This window comes from Paracoccus aerius, assembly GCF_014656455.1.
Lineage (GTDB): Bacteria > Pseudomonadota > Alphaproteobacteria > Rhodobacterales > Rhodobacteraceae > Paracoccus > Paracoccus aerius.
Window position 1 is genome coordinate 223,262 of sequence record NZ_BNCL01000003.1, and the last position, 14,648, is coordinate 237,909.

The 14,648-nt window shown below is 68.9% G+C and carries 14 protein-coding genes; 10 read left to right on the forward strand and 4 right to left on the reverse strand.

Annotation, left to right across the window (positions count from 1 at the left end):
• Positions 1 to 71 precede the first annotated feature (71 nt).
• The 4 genes from IE224_RS05315 (at position 72) to IE224_RS05330 (ending at position 6,053) form a co-directional block, all read left to right on the forward strand.
• The gene (locus tag IE224_RS05315; protein WP_191308579.1) at positions 72 to 3,524 is read left to right on the forward strand and encodes a chromosome segregation SMC family protein; all 3,453 of its coding nucleotides are present in this window, start codon (positions 72 to 74) and stop codon (positions 3,522 to 3,524) included.
• A 49-nt stretch (positions 3,525 to 3,573) separates the two neighbouring features.
• Positions 3,574 to 4,029, forward strand: coding sequence for a RidA family protein (locus tag IE224_RS05320; protein WP_167621286.1), 456 nt, complete (start codon positions 3,574 to 3,576; stop codon positions 4,027 to 4,029).
• Positions 4,029 to 4,781: a glycerophosphodiester phosphodiesterase family protein gene (locus tag IE224_RS05325; RefSeq protein ID WP_191308581.1), complete on the forward strand. Its 753-nt coding sequence runs from the start codon at positions 4,029 to 4,031 to the stop codon at positions 4,779 to 4,781. Before IE224_RS05320 ends, IE224_RS05325 begins: the two co-directional genes overlap by 1 nt.
• 144 nt (positions 4,782 to 4,925) lie before the next feature.
• Positions 4,926 to 6,053, forward strand: coding sequence for a GNAT family N-acetyltransferase (locus IE224_RS05330; protein WP_191308582.1), 1,128 nt, complete (start codon positions 4,926 to 4,928; stop codon positions 6,051 to 6,053).
• A 27-nt stretch (positions 6,054 to 6,080) separates the two neighbouring features.
• Here IE224_RS05330 and IE224_RS05335 read toward each other — a convergent pair whose 3' ends face one another.
• The gene (locus tag IE224_RS05335) at positions 6,081 to 6,566 is read right to left on the reverse strand and encodes a peroxiredoxin (protein ID WP_191308584.1); all 486 of its coding nucleotides are present in this window, start codon (positions 6,564 to 6,566) and stop codon (positions 6,081 to 6,083) included.
• Positions 6,567 to 6,654: 88 nt separating this feature from the next.
• Between IE224_RS05335 and IE224_RS05340 the strand changes: the two genes are divergently transcribed.
• From IE224_RS05340 to copM, 3 genes are all read left to right on the forward strand, one after another.
• Positions 6,655 to 7,857 (forward strand): NAD(P)/FAD-dependent oxidoreductase, encoded by a 1,203-nt coding sequence (locus IE224_RS05340; protein WP_191308585.1) that lies wholly within the window; start codon positions 6,655 to 6,657, stop codon positions 7,855 to 7,857.
• 73 nt (positions 7,858 to 7,930) lie between these two features.
• Positions 7,931 to 8,494: a 16S rRNA (guanine(966)-N(2))-methyltransferase RsmD gene (gene rsmD / locus IE224_RS05345; RefSeq protein WP_191308587.1), complete on the forward strand. Its 564-nt coding sequence runs from the start codon at positions 7,931 to 7,933 to the stop codon at positions 8,492 to 8,494.
• 92 nt (positions 8,495 to 8,586) lie between these two features.
• Complete coding sequence (gene copM, locus IE224_RS05350) at positions 8,587 to 8,964, forward strand: CopM family metallochaperone (protein ID WP_191308589.1); 378 nt, start codon at positions 8,587 to 8,589, stop codon at positions 8,962 to 8,964.
• A gap of 3 nt (positions 8,965 to 8,967) precedes the next feature.
• Here the strand turns inward: copM and IE224_RS05355 are convergent, their stop codons facing one another.
• Positions 8,968 to 10,140: a pyridoxal-phosphate-dependent aminotransferase family protein gene (locus IE224_RS05355; protein ID WP_191308590.1), complete on the reverse strand. Its 1,173-nt coding sequence runs from the start codon at positions 10,138 to 10,140 to the stop codon at positions 8,968 to 8,970.
• Positions 10,141 to 10,291: 151 nt separating this feature from the next.
• Here IE224_RS05355 and IE224_RS05360 point away from each other — a divergent pair, with 151 nt between their 5' ends.
• Both IE224_RS05360 and ygfZ read left to right on the forward strand, forming a co-directional pair.
• Positions 10,292 to 12,046 carry an ABC transporter ATP-binding protein gene (locus IE224_RS05360; RefSeq protein ID WP_229849251.1) on the forward strand — a complete coding sequence of 585 codons (1,755 nt, stop codon included), beginning with the start codon at positions 10,292 to 10,294 and terminating at the stop codon, positions 12,044 to 12,046.
• A complete protein-coding gene (gene ygfZ, locus IE224_RS05365; RefSeq protein ID WP_191308592.1) occupies positions 12,043 to 12,762 on the forward strand; it encodes a CAF17-like 4Fe-4S cluster assembly/insertion protein YgfZ in 720 nt (239 codons plus the stop codon). Before IE224_RS05360 ends, ygfZ begins: the two co-directional genes overlap by 4 nt.
• On the opposite strand, the gene IE224_RS05370 is transcribed toward ygfZ, so the two are convergent.
• Positions 12,759 to 13,316: an MOSC domain-containing protein gene (locus IE224_RS05370; RefSeq protein ID WP_191308594.1), complete on the reverse strand. Its 558-nt coding sequence runs from the start codon at positions 13,314 to 13,316 to the stop codon at positions 12,759 to 12,761. The genes ygfZ and IE224_RS05370 overlap by 4 nt on opposite strands.
• A 64-nt stretch (positions 13,317 to 13,380) precedes the next feature.
• The gene (efp, locus tag IE224_RS05375; RefSeq protein ID WP_167621297.1) at positions 13,381 to 13,944 is read right to left on the reverse strand and encodes an elongation factor P; all 564 of its coding nucleotides are present in this window, start codon (positions 13,942 to 13,944) and stop codon (positions 13,381 to 13,383) included.
• A gap of 350 nt (positions 13,945 to 14,294) precedes the next feature.
• Between efp and IE224_RS05380 the strand changes: the two genes are divergently transcribed.
• Positions 14,295 to 14,621: a DUF6280 family protein gene (locus IE224_RS05380; RefSeq protein WP_042251710.1), complete on the forward strand. Its 327-nt coding sequence runs from the start codon at positions 14,295 to 14,297 to the stop codon at positions 14,619 to 14,621.
• The last annotated feature ends 27 nt before the right edge of the window (positions 14,622 to 14,648 follow it).

Sequence of the window (14,648 nt, forward strand, 5' to 3'; positions counted from 1 at the left end):
TATAGCACGGACAGGTTGACTCGGACCCCCGTCATGCGACAATCCGCAGGGGAACAAAAGGGAACCACCGCTTGCGCTTCGACCGGCTGCGACTGAACGGCTTCAAAAGCTTCGTGGATCCGACCGACCTGGTCATCCGCGAGGGGCTGACCGGCGTGGTCGGTCCGAACGGCTGCGGCAAGTCGAACCTGCTGGAAGCCCTGCGTTGGGTCATGGGCGAGAACCGCCCCACCGCCATGCGCGGCGAGGGGATGGAGGACGTGATCTTCGCGGGCACCGCCCGACGGTCCGCCCGCGCCCATGCCGAGGTCGTGCTGACCGTGGACAACCGCGACCGGCTGGCGCCCGCGGGCTTCAACGACAACGACCAGTTCGACATCGTCCGCCGCATCACGCGGGACGCCGGGTCGGCCTACAAGATCGGCGGCAAGGACGTGCGGGCGCGCGACGTGCAGATGCTGTTCGCGGATGCCTCGACCGGGGCGCATAGCCCGGCCTTGGTGCGGCAGGGACAGATTAGCGAGTTGATCAGCGCCAAGCCGCGAAGCCGCCGCCGGATCCTTGAGGAAGCGGCGGGGATCAGCGGCCTGTATCAACGCCGCCACGAGGCCGAGCTGAAGCTGAACGGGGCCGAGGCGAATCTGGTGCGTGTCGAGGATACGCTGGACCAGTTGTCCACCCAGGCGGCCAGCCTGGCGCGGCAGGCCCGCACCGCCGCCCGCTATCGCGAGATTGGCGCCGCACTGCGCCTGGCCGAGGGCGCGCTGCTGTATCGCCGCTGGTCCGAGGCCGAGGCCGCGCGGCTGGCCGCCGCCGCCGCGCTGTCCGCCGCGATTCGCGATGCCGCCGCCGCCGAGGCTGCGTCCCGCGATGCCGGTGCCAGGCGAGAGGAGGCCGAGGCCGCCCTGCCCGACCTACGCGAGGAGGAGCAGGTCGCGGCGGCGATCCTGTCCCGCATCGTGGTCGAGCGCGAGGCCCTGGACGAGGCAGACGCACGCGCCGCAGGGGCCATTGCCAGCCTTCAGGTCCGCATCGCCCAACTGGCCCGCGACCTTGACCGCGAGGAGGCGCTGAACCGCGACGCCGGAGAGGTGGTCGAGCGGCTGGCCTGGGAACGGGCCGAACTGGAAAAGGCCGGGCAGGGGCACGATGCCCGTCTGGATGCCGCGGCCCAGGCCGCCGATGACGCGGCCGAGGCCCTGCGCGAAGTCGAGGCGCGGCTGGCGGAACTGACCGACGAGGCTGCGCGCCTGGCCGCCCGCCACCAGTCGGCGGAGCGGCTGATGGCCGATCTGCGCGCGATGCTCGCCCGGTCCGAGCGTGCCGCCGCCGAGGCCGAAGCCAATGCCGCCCGCGCCGCCGAGGCGGGTGCCCTGGCCGAGGAAGCCCTTGCCACGGCCGAGCAGGCGCAGGAACTTGCCGCCGAACGGGCCGAGGCCGCCGAGGAAGCGCTTGCCGCCACTGAGGCCGCGCGGGCCGAGGCGGAAGCCTTGGAATCCGGCGCCCGCATCGCCCGGGCCGAGGCCGAGGGCGAGACAAGCGCCCTTGCCGCCGAGATGGCTGCCCTTCGGAGGCTGGTCGAACGGGGCGGATCCGGCGGCAAGGCGATCCTGGATCAGGTGACGGTCGCCAAGGGATACGAAATGGCTTTCGGCGCGGCCTTCGGCGACGACCTGCGCGCGGGGCTGGCTGTGGATGGTGAAAGCGGCTGGCACCTGCTGCCGGGCTGGGACCACCCGCAGCCCTTGCCCAAAGGCGCCGAGCCGCTTGCGCCGCATGTCGCCGGTCCCGAGGTGCTGTCGCGCCGCCTGTCGCAGGTGGGACTGGTCGGGGACGCGGCCACCGCCGCCGCAACGCAGCCCGGCCTGAAGCCCGGCCAGCGGCTGGTCACGCCTGCGGGCGACCTGTTCCGCTGGGACGGGATGCGGGTCATGGCGGGCGAGGCTTCCTCGGCCGCCGCCCTGCATCTGCAAAAGATGAACCAGCTTGCCGAACTGGCCGATCAGTCTGCCGAGGCCGAGGCGCGCGCCGCTGTCGCGGTGGAACGCCACGAGGATGCCCGCGCTGCCCTGGCGGATGCCACGGCGACCGAGAAATCCGCCCGCGACGCTCGCCGCGATGCGGAACGGCAGTTGTCCGACGCGGCCCGCGCCCTGACCCGCGCCGAATCCGATCTGTCGCTGGCCCGCAGCCGGGCCGAGGCCGCGGGGGCCGAGTTGTCGCGCCACCGGGCCGACGGCGCGGACGCGCAGGGGCGGCTGGCCCAGGCTGAAGCCGCGCTTGCCGAACTGCCTGACCGTTCCGACGCGGCGGCCGCGCTTGAACACGCGCGCACCGGCGTCGAGGCCGCGCGCATCGCCACCATGTCCCGCCGCGCAGCCCTGGACGAGCTGAAGCGCGAGGCCAATGCGCGCACAAAGCGGCTGCAAGAGATCGCCAAGGAAGAATCCGGCTGGAAGCTGCGGCTTCAGCAGGCAGGCACCCGCGCATCGGAACTGGCTGCCCGTCGCGATGCCGCCGAGGCCGAACTTGCCGATGCCGAGGCCCAGCCTGGGGTGCTGGCCGAACGCCGCGCCAGCCTGCAGGCGCGCGAGGCCGATGCAGGCGATCACCTGTCCGCCGCCCGCGACGCGCTGTCGGTGGCCGAGGATGCCGCCCGCGCCGCCGCCCATGCGGAACGCGAGGCGGAACGTGCCGCATCCGAGGCACGCGAAACCCGCGCCACCCGAGAGGCCCGCGCCGAGGCCGCCCGCGACGCCGAGGCCGCCGCCCGCGCCCGCATCCTCGAGGAAGCCGAGGCGACGCCTCAGGCGCTGCTGGCTTCGCTGGGCGAGACGCCGCCTGACACGCCCGCCGCCCAGCTCGAGGACCAGATCACCCGCCTGCGCACGCAGCGCGACGCGCTTGGCGCCGTCAACCTGCGCGCCGACGAGGACAAGCGCGAGCTGGAGGCCGAACGCGACCGGCTTGCCACCGAAAAGGCCGACCTCGAGGAGGCGATCCGCAAGCTGCGCGCGGGCATTGCCAGCCTGAACCGCGAGGGGCGCGAGCGCCTGCTGGCGGCCTTTGACGCGGTCAATGCCAATTTCACCACGCTGTTCACCACCCTGTTCGGCGGCGGAGAGGCGCGGCTGGTGCTGGTGGAATCCGATGATCCGCTGGATGCGGGGCTGGAGATCATGTGCCAGCCGCCGGGCAAGAAGCTGTCCACCCTGTCGCTGCTGTCCGGCGGGGAACAGACGCTGACCGCGATGGCGCTGATCTTCGCGGTGTTTCTGGCCAATCCCGCGCCCATCTGTGTCCTGGACGAGGTGGATGCTCCGCTGGACGACGCCAATGTCAGCCGCTTCTGCGACCTGCTGGACGAGATGACGCGCCGCACCGACACGCGGTTCCTGATCATTACCCACCACGCCGTCACCATGTCGCGGATGGACCGGCTGTTCGGCGTCACCATGGTCGAACAGGGCGTCAGCCAGTTGGTCAGCGTGGATCTGCAGCGCGCCGAGGCTCTGGTCGCCTAGGGCGGGCCTTGCTACGGTGCCGCCCGAATCCAGAACCATGAGGACAGCCATGAGCATCGAAGCCACCCTGGCCCAGAAGGGCATCACCCTTCCCGCGGCGCCCGCGCCCGCCGCGAACTATGTGCCCTTCGTGCAGACCGGCAACTTGATCTTCGTGTCGGGCCAGATCAGCCAGGACGAGGGCGGCCTGATTAAGGGCCGCCTGGGCGACGGCATGTCGGTCGACGAAGGCGCCGCCGCCGCCCGTCGCTGCGGGCTGTCTCTGATCGCGCAACTGAAGGCCGCCGTGGGCGATTTGGATCGCGTGCGCCGCGTGGTCAAGCTGACGGGCTTCGTAAACTCGACCCCCGATTTCACGGATCAGCCCAAGGTCATCAACGGCTGTTCCGACCTGATGGTCGAGATCTTTGGCGATGCCGGCCGCCATGCCCGCGCCGCCGTATCCGCCCCCGCGCTGCCCTTGGGCGTTGCGGTCGAGATCGAAGCCATCTTCGAGGTCGCGTGATGACCCTGCCTCAGGCCTTCCTGACCATGCCCATCGCCCATCGCGGCTTGCACGGCGCTGGCGTGCCGGAAAACAGCCTGGCCGCAGCCCGGGCCGCGATAGACGCGGGCTACGCGATCGAGCTGGACATCCAGCCCGCCCGCGACGGCACGCCGATGGTCTTTCACGACTATGACCTGGCGCGGCTGACCGGCCAGCAGGGCATGATCGCCGATCTTGACGCCACGGCCTTGGGCCGGTTGCCATTGCTGGGCAGCGACGAGCCGGTGCCGACGCTGCGCCAGTTCCTGGACCTTGTGGCGGGGCGCGTGCCCCTGCTGATCGAGATCAAGGACCAGGATCTGTCGCTGGGCCCCAATATCGGGCTGCTGCACAAGGCGGTGGCGGATGCGCTGCAAGGCTATGGCGGCCCGGTCGCGGTGATGTCCTTCAATCCCCATGTCGTCGGGGCCTTCCACGCCCTGGCGCCGCAAGTTCCGGTGGGGCTGACGACCTGCGGCTATCTCGAGGCCGACTGGCCCGGCATCCCCGAGGAGCGCCGCCACCATCTGGCCGGGATCAACGATTTCGACCAGACCCGGTCCTGCTTTGTGTCCCACGACAAGGGCGACCTGGGCAATCTGCGCCTGGACGCGCTGAAGGCGATGGGCGTGCCCATCCTCTGCTGGACGATCCGCAGCACCGAGGAGGAGGCTGTCGCACGCCGCGTGGCCGACAACATCACCTTCGAAGGCTATCGGGCGACGGTCTGATGCGGGGCAGGGGGACTTCGCGTCCCCCAATCCGCCCAAAGGCGGATTTCCCCCTGCGGGATATTTGGGCCAAGATGAAAGCCCTGCGCGATTGTGACGCGGGGGGCGCTGACAAAGCCCCCGCGACTGCCTAGCTTGCCAGGCATGAGCACGCTGACCTTGTCCACCCATTCCGGCATCGCTGCGATCCCTGCCCATGTCTGGGATGGGCTTGGCGACGGCAATCCCTTCACCAGCCACCGCTTCCTGCTTGCGCTTGAGGAATCGGGCTCTGTCGGTCGCGGCACCGGCTGGCAGCCCCTGCATGTGACGCTGGAGGAAGGCGGCACCGTGGTCGCGGCCGCGCCGCTTTACGCGAAATCCCACAGCCAGGGCGAATACATCTTCGACCATGCCTGGGCCGAGGCCTATCAGCGGGCCGGCGGGCGCTATTATCCCAAGCTGCAGGCGGCGGTGCCGTTCACGCCGGTGACCGGCGCACGGTTGCTGGCTCGTGACCCGGCCATGCGCCAGTCGCTGCTGGCGGGGATGACGCAGGTGGCCGAAAAGGGCGGGGCATCGGGGGTGCATGTCACCTTCTGCACCGAGGACGAGGCCGGGCAGGGGGCCGAGATGGGCTTTCTGCCCCGCGTCACCCAGCAGTTCCACTGGTTGAACCGGGGCTATGGCAGCTTCGAGGATTTCCTGGGGGCGCTGTCGTCGCGCAAGCGCAAGGATCTGCGCAAGGAACGGGCGCGGGCGAAGGATTTCGGCGGAACGATCCGCCACCTGACCGGCGACGACCTGAAGCCGCATCACTGGGACGCCTTCTGGGCCTTCTACCAGGACACCGGCAGCCGCAAATGGGGCCGGCCCTATCTGACACGGGCCTTCTTCGACTGCCTGCACCAGACCATGCGCGACGACATCCTGCTGGTCCTGGCGGAACGCGACGGGCGGCCGGTTGCGGGGGCGCTGAACTTCCTGGGGCCGGACGCGATCTATGGCCGCTACTGGGGCTGCGTCGAGGACCACCCCTTCCTGCATTTCGAATTGTGCTATCACCAGGCCATCGACCACGCCATCGCGCATGGCCTGTCCCGTGTCGAGGCCGGGGCGCAAGGCGAACACAAGCTGGCGCGCGGGTATGAACCGGTTGCCACGCATTCCCTGCACTGGGTCGGGGATGAGGGGTTTCAGCGTGCCTTGGCCGACTATCTTGACCGGGAACGCGAGGCGATGGGCGAGGAGATCGAGGCGCTTGCGGACTTCACGCCCTTCCGCAGGGGCTAGGACCGGCCATCGCCGGTCCTGGCAGGATCAGACCTTTTCCAGCAGCGCCTCGCCCGCGCTGACGCCGCACTGGCCGGGGCTGTCCTCGACGTCTATCGCCTCGAAGGTGCCATTGTTCAGCAGCGCCGCATAACGCTTCGAACGGCCATAGAAGCCCGCGGGCGGCGCGTCGAAGTTCAGGCCGAGCGCGCGGGTCAGGCTGCCGTCGGCATCGGCCATGACCTCGATCCCCGCGTCCTGCGCGCCGGTGGCTTTCGACCAGGCATCGGCCACGAAGGGATCGTTCACGGTCACGCAGACGATGCGGCTGACGCCCTTGTCGCGGAAGGCGTCGGCATTGCGCACGAAGCTGGGCATGTGGGCGTTGGTGCAGGTGCCGGTAAAGGCGCCGGGCACGCCGAACAGCGCAACGCGGCCCCGGGCCAGATCGGCGGTATCGACGGCTTCCGGGCCATTGGCGCCCACGCGCAGCAGGGTGGCCTGCGGCAGCTTGTCTCCGACGGTGATGGTCATCCTGTCCTCCTGAATTGCAACGGATTCGCGGCGACTATAGGGTGCGCCCGGATGACAGGCCAGCGGGCCGCAGCGGGCAGGAAAGCCGATGAAGATCGTGATCGTAGGGGCAGGGCAGGCGGCGGCGTCGCTGGCGGCACGGCTGCGCGCCAAGGGGCATGACGGTCCAGTCACCCTGATCGGGGCCGAGCCTGTCGCCCCCTATCAGCGCCCGCCATTGTCAAAGGCCTATCTGCTGGGCCAGATGGGGCTGGACCGCCTGGTGCTGCGGTCGCCCGAATGGTGGGTGGACCAAGGCATCACATTGCGCCTGGACGAGACCGCGCAGGCCATAGACCCCGCCGCCCGCATGGTGAGGACCGACAGGGCGCAGGTCGCCTATGACGTGCTGGTCATGACCACGGGCGCCCATGCCCGGCGCCTGCCCGCCGCGATGGGGGGCGACCTGCCGGGCGTCCAGGTGATCCGCAACTTGGCTGACGTCAATGCGCTTGTCCCGCAGATGCAGCCCGGCCGTCGGCTGATCGTGATCGGCGGCGGCTATATCGGGCTTGAGGCCGCAGCCGTCGCCCGCAAGCTGGACCTGACCGTCACGCTGATCGAGGCCGCGCCGCGCATCCTGGGCCGGGTCGCGGCGGCGGAAACCGCCGACATGATCCGCGAACTGCATCTGGCGCATGGGGTCGAGATCATGGAAGGCACCGGCATCTCGCACATCACCGGCACGGACCGGGCGACCGGCGTCGTGCTGAACGACGGGCGAGAGCTTCCCGCCGACCTGATCGTGACCGGCATCGGCGTGCTGCCGGAAACGGGTCTTGCGCAGACAGCCGGGCTGGTCCTGGACAACGGCATCGCCACCGACGATCTGGGTCGGACCTCGGACCCGGCGATCTGGGCTGCGGGCGACTGCGCCAGCTTTCCCTGGCAAGGCGGGCGCCTGCGGCTGGAAAGCGTCGGCAACGCCATCGACATGGCCGAGGCCGTGGCCGACAACATCCTGGGCGCGGACCGGCCCTATCAGCCGAAGCCGTGGTTCTGGTCGGACCAGTTCGACGCCAAGCTGCAGATCGCGGGGCTTGGGGCGGGCCATGACCGGATCGTCACGCGCGCCGGCGACGGACAGCATGGCGGCTCGGTCTGGTATTACCGCCAGGGCCGCCTGATCGCCGTCGATGCGCTGAACGATGCCCGCGCCTACATGATCGGCAAGCGCCTGATCGAGGCAGGCCGCAGCCCCGAGGCCGACGCCATCGCCGCCACGACGGATCTGAAGGCCCTGCTGGCATGACCTATCTTCCGTGCGCAAATATCCTCTGGCGGTCTGGGGGGCGAAGCGCCCCCGGCCCCCGCGGGACGCAGGCATGAGGATCGTCGGCGGCACATTGCGCGGGTTGAAGCTGGCCGAGGTCGGCGCGGGCGATGCGGCTGCGCATCTGCGCCCAACGACCGACCGGGTACGCGAGGCGATCTTCAACCTGCTGGTCAACGGCACGCATGGCAACCCGATCCCCCGCGCGCGGGTGCTGGACCTGTTCGCCGGCACCGGCGCCCTGGGCCTGGAAGCCTTGTCGCGCGGCGCCTCTGCGGTGACCTTTGTCGAGGATGGCGCCAAGGCGCAGGCGCTGATCCGCAGCAACATCGCCAAGGCGCGGGCCGAGGGCGCGGCGCAACTTCTGCGCCAGGACGCCACGCGGCTGCCCCCCTGCCGCGATGGGGGCTATGGCCTGGTGTTCCTCGATCCCCCTTATGCGCAGGCCTTGGGGGAACGGGCCGTCGGCGCCGCCTTGGACGGCGGCTGGATTGCCCCCGGCGCGATGGTGGTGTGGGAAGAAAGCCGCCCGCCGCTGGTGCCCGCGCCTCTCGTCCCCATCGACCAGCGGCGCTATGGCGACACGCTGGTCACGCTGGCCCGATTGCCCGCCTGAACCGACTGGTGCCGGTGATGTGACGAAAGGCGCGCTTTCCCCCGCCGCGCCTTTGCGCCAGCCTGCAGGCGCATATCGCGAAGGAGGTTTCCATGAGCAAATCCGTCCGCAGGGGCCTTGGCCTGTCCCCGATCCTGTTCGCCCTGGCCTTCGGGGCCTATGCACAGGATGCCGCGCATGGTGGTCACGGCGGCCATGGCGCGTCCGACGACGCAGCCGCGCAGGCCTATCAGTCGGTGATGGAAAAGATGCATGGCGACATGGCGATGGCGCCTTCGGGCGACGCCGATGTCGATTTCGTGCGCGGCATGATCCCGCACCACCAGGGCGCCATCGACATGGCCAAGGTGGTGCTGGAACATGGCAACGATCCCGAAATCCGGCAGTTGGCCGAGGAGGTCATCGCTGCCCAGGAGGCCGAGATCCAGACGATGCGTGACTGGCTGGCCCGGAACGGCCACACCGAATAGGGGTCAGGCGGGCTCGGCCAGGGCCCTTGCCGCCGCGTCCAGGCCGCCCGCCCCGTGCGGGATGCCAAGCGCGGCCATCCCCGCCTGCATCGCGCCAAGCGCGGCCAGGATCATCCCGGCATTGGCATGGCCCATATGGGCGACGCGCAGCGCGTTCTCCGGCTGCTCGGCGCCCAGGCCCACGCCCAGCGTCACCCCGCAATGCGACGCCGTCCAGGCCCGCAGCGCATCCGCCCCGGGCAGCAGCATCGCCGTGACCGAGGATGCGCGCGCCGCCGGATCGGCGACCGACAGGCGGATGCCCGGATTGCCCTGTCCCCATTCATCGGCCGCGGCCCAGGTGGCGCGGGCAAGCGCCGCGTGGCGCGCCCAGACCGCAAACAAGCCTTCCTCGTCCAGGATCATCCGCATCGCCTCGTCCAGGGCAAAGATCTGCTGGACGGGCGGCGTGCCGCCCCAGAACCGCCACAGCGCCTCGGCATTGGCGCGGGCGTGCCAGTCCCAATAGGGTGTCGTCAGCTGCGTGCGCCCGCGCGCGGCAGCCTTTTCGGAAAACCACACGAAGCAGGTGCCGGGCGGGCACATCATGCCCTTCTGGCTGGCCGAGATCAGCACGTCCACGCCCCAGTCGTCCATCATCATCGGCGCGCAGCCCAGGGACGCGATCGCGTCTACCACCAGCAGCGCCGGGTGATCGCCCATCGCATCCTGAAGGGCCGGGATGTCGGCCATCACGCCGGTCGCCGTGTCGATCTGGCAGACCATCACCGCCTTGATCGCGCCGGCCTTGTCCTCGGCCAGCCTGCGGGCCAGCATGTCGGGATCGGCGGGCAGGCTGCCGAAATCCAGCCGTTCAACCGCAACGCCCATCGCCTCCATCTGCTGGGCCCAGGACCGCCCGAAATGGCCCGAGGTCAGCGCAAGCGCCCGGTCGCCCGAGGTGAAGATATTGGCGCCCGCGGCCTCCCACGCCGCATGGCCGTTGCCGATGTAGGGGGCAAGGTTCGCCTGGGTGCCGGCCAGCCGCTTCAACTGCGCCATGACAGCCAGGTTCAGTTCGGCCAGTTCGTCGCCATAGATGTCGGGCGAGGCGCGGTGAGTGGCGCGCAGGACCCGGTCGGGAACGGGCGAGGGGCCGGGAATGGCGATCACGGGGCGACCAGCGGCAAGGCTCATGGCTTCATCTGTCCTTCACATCCTGCAAAATCGCTAGTGCCCGCGCGCAGGAAGGTCAACGACTTCCGATATCCCGGCCCGCCTTGCCGCGACAGGGCGGGTCGGGCTAAGGCTTTGACAGCCCGGACAGGAACGAAAGGCGCCCCCGCCCGTGACATCATCGCCCGCCCCGCATCCAAGCGCCACCCGCCTGCTGCGCCGCTTCTGGACCGACTACCTGCGCGTCCATCGCGGCAGCATGGCGGGCGCATTCGCCCTGATGACGGTCGAAGGCTCTACGCTGGCGCTGATATCCTGGATGCTGAAGCCCCTTTTCGACCGCGTCTTCGTGGGCAAGGAGGAAGGCGCGATCTGGTGGGTCGGCGGCGCGATCATGGCGATCTTCGTGCTGCGCGCGGTGACGCTGATCGCCAGCCGGTCGCTTTTGTCCCGCATCTCGCTGGGCATTTCCACGACGATGCAGCGCGACCTGCTGGCCCATATCATGACGCTGGACGGGCGGTTCTTCCAGTTGAACCCCCCCGGCGCGATGATCGAGCGGATCCAGGGCGACACCATCGCCGTCCAGGGGGTCTGGGCCACCCTGATCACCAGTGCGACCCGCGACGCGATCTCGCTGGTGATGCTGTTCGCGGTGGCGGTCAACATCGATCCCATATGGACGCTGGCCGCGCTGATCGGCGCGCCGATCCTGATCCTGCCCGCCGCGATGGTGCAGCGATACATCCGCCGCAAGGTGCGACAGAACCGGGCCAATGCCAGCGCCCGCGCGACACGTCTGGACGAGGTGATGCACGGCATCGTCTCGATCAAGCTGAACCGGGCCGAGGCGGACCAGACCCGCCGCTTCGCCCAGATCGTCGGCCGCATCCGCCAGACCGAGGTGAAGGTCGCCGCCATGGGCAGCCTGGTCCCCGCCCTGACCGATATCGTCACCGGCATCGGCTTTGTCGCCGTCCTGGCCCTGGGCGGCAGCGAGGTGATGGAGGGCACGCGCAGCATCGGCGACTTCATGTCCTTCTTCACCGCCCTTGCCCTTGCCTTCCAGCCGATGCGCCGGCTCAGCGGGCTTGCGGGAACCTGGCAGACCGCCGCGGCCAGCCTGGAACGCATCTACCAGGTCCTGGACACGCAGCCGCGCATCACCTCGGGGGGGCGCAGTCAGGCGCCAGCCAGCACCGCGATCCGCTTCGACGATGTCTGGCTGTCCTATGACGACAAGCCGGTCCTGCAGGGGCTGGACTTCGTGGCCGAGGCCGGGCAGACGACGGCGCTTGTGGGGCCGTCGGGGGCGGGAAAATCGACAGTCTTCAACCTGCTGACCCGGATGGTCGATCCCGACCGGGGGCGCATCACGCTGGGCTGGGTGCCGATCGGCGAGCTGGACCTTGGCACCCTGCGCGACCAGTTCTCGACCGTGGCGCAGGAATCCGCGCTGTTCGATGAAACCCTGCGCGACAACATCCTGATGGGCCGCCCCGGATCGGACGAGGCGGCGTTGCGGCGCGCGATGGAAGCCGCCCATGTCAGCGATTTCGTCGATGCCCTGCCTGCCGGGCTGGACAGTCCTGCAGGCCCGCGCGGCTCGGCCCTGTCGGGCGGGCAGCGCCAGCGGATCGGCATCGCCCGCGCCATCCTGCGCGATGCCCCCGTGCTGCTGCTGGACGAGGCTACAAGCGCCCTGGACACCGCCAGCGAGAGGCTGGTTCAGGAAGCCCTTGAAAACCTCTCCGAAGGCCGCACCACGATCGTGATCGCGCACCGCCTGTCCACTATCCGCAACGCCGACAAGATCGTGGTGATGGAACAGGGCAGGGTTGTCGAGGAAGGCAGCCATGCCCAGTTGATGGCCCGGGGCGGCGCCTATGCCCGCCTTGTCGCCCTGCAATTCGGAGAAGACCAATGACCCGCCAGATCATCCGCGTCACCGGCGACGACCGCCTTTCCTTTCTGCAAGGGCTGGTCACCAATGACGTGACCCGTGCGCCCTGCTGGGCCGCGCTGCTGACGCCGCAGGGCAAGTATCTGGCCGATTTCCTGATCGTGCCGGACAATGACGCGCTGCTTCTGGACGTGGAGGCGCGCCTGGCCGACGATCTGACGCGGCGGCTGACAATGTACAAGCTGCGCTCCAAGGTCGGGATCGAGGTCACGGACATGACCGTGGCCCGCGGCACCGGGCCTGCGCCGGACGGGGCAATCGCCGATCCCCGGCACCCCGCGCTTGGCTGGCGGCTGTATGGCGGGGCGGGCGAGGACGGCACCGACTTCGACGCCATTCGGGTCGACCACATCATCCCCGAAACGCTGGTCGAACTGATCCCGAACGAGACCTTCATCCTGGAAGCCGGGTTCGAGCGGCTGCACGGCGTGGATTTCCGCAAGGGCTGCTATGTCGGGCAAGAGGTGACGGCGCGGATGAAGCACAAGACCGATTTGCGCAAGGGCCTGGCCCGCCTGCGGATCGAAGGCGAGGCCCCGGTCGGCACCGCCATCACGGCCGAGGGGAAAGAGGTGGGCACCCTGTTCACCCAGTCCGGCGGCCGCGCCCTTGCGCATGTGCGCTTTGACCGGATCGGCCCCGACATGCAGGCGGGCCAGGCGCGGCTGTCGGCGGACTAGGCCAGCTTGCGGATGGGGTCGCCCAGGGTGATCTCTCCGTCCCGCTGGATCGAACACAGGATCCCTCGCAGGCGCAGTTCGGGATGTCCGGGTGCGGTGATCCAGTCCTTGGCGGCCTGGCCATAGCGCGCCTTCCACTTGACGCAGCCGTCGTTGAACACGTCGGACACTTGCAGGACCGCCGTCCCGGCCTGCAGCAGCGTGCCCACCGGCAGGTTGGCATGGCTGGTGTCCAGGTCGCAGATGATCGTGTCGCCGGGATGGGGCGTTGCGGTCCGGTCCAGCCAGACGGCGTCCATCACCCGGCGTGAAAGGATTGAGACCTGGATGCGCGGATCGGGCGATCCGTCCGCCAGCCGCATCCAGGGCGCCTTGCGCCAGCGTTCGCCGGGAATGCCATCGGCCCGTGTCATCACCAGGCGGTCGGGAAAGAACCGCTGGTTGAAGCCGGGGCGGAAGCACAGGATCTGGGCCGTGGCTTCGTCCTTGGGCGCGGACAGGATATGGGGCAGGGCGCGGGCCAGATCCTCGGCGGTGGCGTGATGCGGCGTCATGTCGGGAACCCGGGACAAGGAAAAACGCCCCGGTCTGGCCGGGGCGCCTGGTCTGGAAGGGCCTTCAGGCGCGTTCGCTGTATTCGAAGACCTCGGTGTTCACGACGATCTTCTCGCCCTCGCCCACGAAGGGCGGGATCATGATGCGCACGCCGTTGTCGAGGATCGCGGGCTTGTAGCTGTTGGCGGCGGTCTGGCCCTTCACCACCGGCTCGGTTTCCGCGACGGTGCAGGTGACCTTCTGCGGGATCGAGACCGACAGCGCTTCCTCGCCGTAATATTCGATGGTGGCGGTCATGCCGTCCTGCAGGAAGGGGCGGCGGTCGCCCAGCAGGTCGGAATCCAGTTCGGTCTGCTCGAAGGTCTCGCTGTCCATGAAGACCAGCTTGCCATCGGATTCATACAGGAACTGCTGGTCCTTCTGCTCCAGCCGGACCTGCTCGACCTTGTCTTCGCTGCGGAAACGCTCGTTCAGCTTGCGGCCGTCGCGGAGGTTCTTCAACTCGACCTGGGCGAAGGCGCCGCCCTTTCCGGGCTTCACGTGGCTGACCTTCACGGCGGCCCACAGGCCTCCGTCATGCTCCAGCACGTTGCCGGGGCGGATTTCATTGCCGTTGATCTTGGGCATGGAATGCTCTTTGCGGTTCGGGAAAATCGAGCCGTCCATGTTGAACGGCGCTGTGGCGCCCCTATATCGACACCTTCCGGGCGAGGCAACCAAAACGCCTTTGCGGTGTTGTCAAGGCGCGGACCCGTGCCGGAAGGCGCCGATCGCAGGGTGCAATTGCAGATTTCACCTGTTTTTTACGCGACATGCATTATGTGCATGGGAGATATGCGGCCGGAGGAATATCGAATCGGCGTCGTTCCGCGTTAAGCAGCGGCACCGTCAGAGAAACGGAAACAATAACGATGGGCTGGCATGATGCCTCCCACATGGCTGCCTTGCCCTTGCAGCCCAGAAGATGGACGAATGGTATGCGCGATTTTGTCGACGGATCGGCTTTCAATTTCGAACAGGGCCAGCGGGCCCGCAAGCTTTTTGCCGCGGTCGTTCTGGCCGCGCTTGATGATGCGATTGCAGATGACAAGAAATATGGCAACGGCCCCGAGCAGATTGCCCGCTGGGCGCGGTCGCGCGATGGTCGCGAAGTGTTGTCCTGCGCGGGCATCGACCCGAACGAACGCGTGGTGAAGGGCCTGATGGAATTCGTGTCCAAGGGCGTGCGCACCTCGGTCGCACTGTCGCGCGAGGAAAGCGAACGCCGCATGGCCGCCGAGGCCGAAGAAGCCGAAGCCGCCTGATCCCCGGCACCCGCACTGGAAGCAAGC

Bases quoted from the DNA above. Each gene is read 5' to 3' on its own strand.
- IE224_RS05320 (WP_167621286.1), top strand. From the start codon at position 3,574: ATGAGCATCGAAGCCACCCTGGCCCAGAAGGGCATCACCCTTCCCGCG.
- IE224_RS05325 (WP_191308581.1), top strand. From the start codon at position 4,029: ATGACCCTGCCTCAGGCCTTCCTGACCATGCCCATCGCCCATCGCGGC.
- IE224_RS05330 (WP_191308582.1), top strand. From the start codon at position 4,926: ATGAGCACGCTGACCTTGTCCACCCATTCCGGCATCGCTGCGATCCCT.
- IE224_RS05335 (WP_191308584.1), bottom strand. From the start codon at position 6,566: ATGACCATCACCGTCGGAGACAAGCTGCCGCAGGCCACCCTGCTGCGC.
- IE224_RS05340 (WP_191308585.1), top strand. From the start codon at position 6,655: ATGAAGATCGTGATCGTAGGGGCAGGGCAGGCGGCGGCGTCGCTGGCG.
- rsmD (WP_191308587.1), top strand. From the start codon at position 7,931: ATGAGGATCGTCGGCGGCACATTGCGCGGGTTGAAGCTGGCCGAGGTC.
- copM (WP_191308589.1), top strand. From the start codon at position 8,587: ATGAGCAAATCCGTCCGCAGGGGCCTTGGCCTGTCCCCGATCCTGTTC.
- IE224_RS05355 (WP_191308590.1), bottom strand. From the start codon at position 10,140: ATGAGCCTTGCCGCTGGTCGCCCCGTGATCGCCATTCCCGGCCCCTCG.
- ygfZ (WP_191308592.1), top strand. From the start codon at position 12,043: ATGACCCGCCAGATCATCCGCGTCACCGGCGACGACCGCCTTTCCTTT.
- IE224_RS05370 (WP_191308594.1), bottom strand. From the start codon at position 13,316: ATGACGCCGCATCACGCCACCGCCGAGGATCTGGCCCGCGCCCTGCCC.
- efp (WP_167621297.1), bottom strand. From the start codon at position 13,944: ATGCCCAAGATCAACGGCAATGAAATCCGCCCCGGCAACGTGCTGGAG.
- IE224_RS05380 (WP_042251710.1), top strand. From the start codon at position 14,295: ATGCGCGATTTTGTCGACGGATCGGCTTTCAATTTCGAACAGGGCCAG.